The organism is Vibrio sp. PSi01, from assembly GCF_054960695.1.
In genome coordinates, this window is sequence record NZ_JBHNYN010000038.1 from 1 (window position 1) to 2,209 (window position 2,209).

Below are 2,209 nucleotides of genomic sequence, written 5' to 3' on the forward strand. Positions count from 1 at the left end.
AAGGCTATGAATATAAATGGCCTGACTTAAGGTGAGCCCATGGCATCGCAGAATGAGCTCGTATTCATTAAGCTATAGATTAATGACAAACAACATTTTGATCATCTCCTAGAAACCAAGAAATCCACTTTCGTTTAGAGTTTAAAACGAAGCTCTCGTCAAGGCTAATTCCACTGGTAATCAATCCGTCAATATTTTCATCATACGCTTTCGTGGTGAAATTCCATTCTTCACTACTTATCCGTTTCCCTTGAAGAAGAGCATCATTGAGACGTTGGCTCACAATGACGATAGCTAGACCTTTTGTTTCACTGATACCCAAATCTGGCTCAGAAATACGACCTACAGCAACTGGTACCTTTAAAGTGCATGCCTTCTCACCTTGACGAGTAAATGCGTAGGTTGCATCCCCAACTCGACCATTAAGCCAAAGGAGCTGTCCTTGAGTCATGTTGTTGACAGACAGAGTTCCAAAACTACCTGTGGGAGATATAGTTGCGGCCCAGCTATATGTAGAAACAAAAACGGATAAAAAAATATGCAGAATGATTACTTTTTTCATACTAAAACCTCCCCGTCTAGGTGAGTATTGGTCGATTGAGCTAACAAATATATTAACCAGAACGGTCCTACTATCGGTATGAAAAAAACTAGTCCCCAAAAGCCAGATTTGTTGATATCGTGCAGTCTACGAACAATTACTGAAAGCATAGGGATGAAACTTACAGCGCTATAAATAGTGTCGAACCATGTTGTCATGTTCATAGCAATATCTGCTCCAATGCATCCTATCGCTACCAACGTGTGTACTAAAAGAAACATCCAACATTCTTTGCGGGACGAACAACCAGAAAAGTCTAAACTTCGCTTCCAAGCTAAAAAATAGTATTTCATAAATGCCACCTCAATATTTGACTGATGGTGATATTTTGCCTCGGAATAAGTGGTGTATACGTCTCAAAACAGGTTTTAGGTCGTTCTTAAACCTATTTTAGTCTACGTTGCGTTTTCAATTGTATTTCATCGAGTTATCCTTGATATTCACTGAAAGTGATAACTCATTTATCAATCTAGGACTTGCTATGCTTGCGATACCTGTTCCGTTCGTTGTTTCCATGCTACTTGGACTACTAGCGATATCACTTTATGCCCAGCTTTCTCAGCAGGGTAAAGTCGCTAGCATGTTTTTAGGGTTATGTGCTGTGACGACCTCAATGGTTGGTTTACGTTGGACATTTGGACTTAGCATTTTCAGCATCGCGCAACCTATTCTGGCCTCCATAATTCCTGTTGTTGCGTGGTATGCGTTTGCACACGCCAATCGTGATTTGGGCATCTTGCCTATTAAGCATTTTGTTGCGCCATTATTCGTTATTATTAGCGCTGTATCTCAACCTTGGTTGGCACTTCCACTAGATGTACTACTTACTTTAATTTACGCTTGCTATGGAGTGGCACTAATCCGCTTTTCGTCAAAAGAAACAGCACTGATTAATGTTTCATTAGGGAATTGGGAAGGAGTAAAGAAAGCGGAGAATATTGCGGGATGGATGCTGATATTTTCTGCGTGTGTAGATACGCTCATGTCGTTAGATTTCACTTTTAATCAAGGTGGATTTTCACTGTATATCCTTACTGCGGCACATTTGATTCTTCTACCCGTGTTATCGTTAGCTGTAATTGTAGTGGGCATTAATACACCTATTTCATATGAGTTAAAATCTAAACAAATCAGCCCCAATGACGAGATAAGTAATTCCCAAGTAATGACCAGTGAGAGAGCTCACGAGATCTCTCTACTGTTAGACTCTAAAATCCGACAAGACAGACTTTACTTAGACCCTGAGCTAACCCTTTCAAAACTGACACGAAAGTTAGGTATACCAGCAAAACAAATTTCAATTGCAGTTAATCAGGTACACGAAAAGAATATTTCTAAGATCATAAATGGGTATCGCATAGAGCATGCCATGCACTCCTTGGATACGTCACAAGATACTATTACGCAAATATTCATGAATTCTGGTTTTCAGACCAAGTCTAACTTTAATCGTGAGTTTTCAAGAGTCGTGGGTATGACTCCAAGTGAATACCGTAAAAGTAAAGCTCAGCACCCTAAGTAAGATTCACTATTAATATTGAAGATCTAATAGCTACTTTGCCATACATTTCCTAATCTTTTGAGGTCGAGTTAGAGCCATTACTCTAA

3 protein-coding genes are annotated in these 2,209 nt (G+C 39.5%); 1 reads left to right on the top strand and 2 read right to left on the bottom strand.

Going from position 1 to position 2,209, the window contains the following annotated elements:
* Positions 1 to 79: 79 nt before the first annotated feature.
* Together ACFI6G_RS22090 and ACFI6G_RS22095 are read right to left on the bottom strand one after the other, a co-directional pair.
* Positions 80 to 562 carry a hypothetical protein gene (locus ACFI6G_RS22090; protein WP_010439750.1) on the bottom strand — a complete coding sequence of 161 codons (483 nt, stop codon included), beginning with the start codon at positions 560 to 562 and terminating at the stop codon, positions 80 to 82.
* Positions 559 to 894, bottom strand: coding sequence for a DUF805 domain-containing protein (locus ACFI6G_RS22095; protein ID WP_029189246.1), 336 nt, complete (start codon positions 892 to 894; stop codon positions 559 to 561). The genes ACFI6G_RS22090 and ACFI6G_RS22095 overlap by 4 nt, the downstream gene beginning before the upstream one ends.
* 188 nt (positions 895 to 1,082) lie before the next feature.
* On the opposite strand from ACFI6G_RS22095, the gene ACFI6G_RS22100 reads away from it, so the two are divergent.
* Positions 1,083 to 2,123 carry a helix-turn-helix domain-containing protein gene (locus ACFI6G_RS22100; protein WP_010439745.1) on the top strand — a complete coding sequence of 347 codons (1,041 nt, stop codon included), beginning with the start codon at positions 1,083 to 1,085 and terminating at the stop codon, positions 2,121 to 2,123.
* The last annotated feature ends 86 nt before the right edge of the window (positions 2,124 to 2,209 follow it).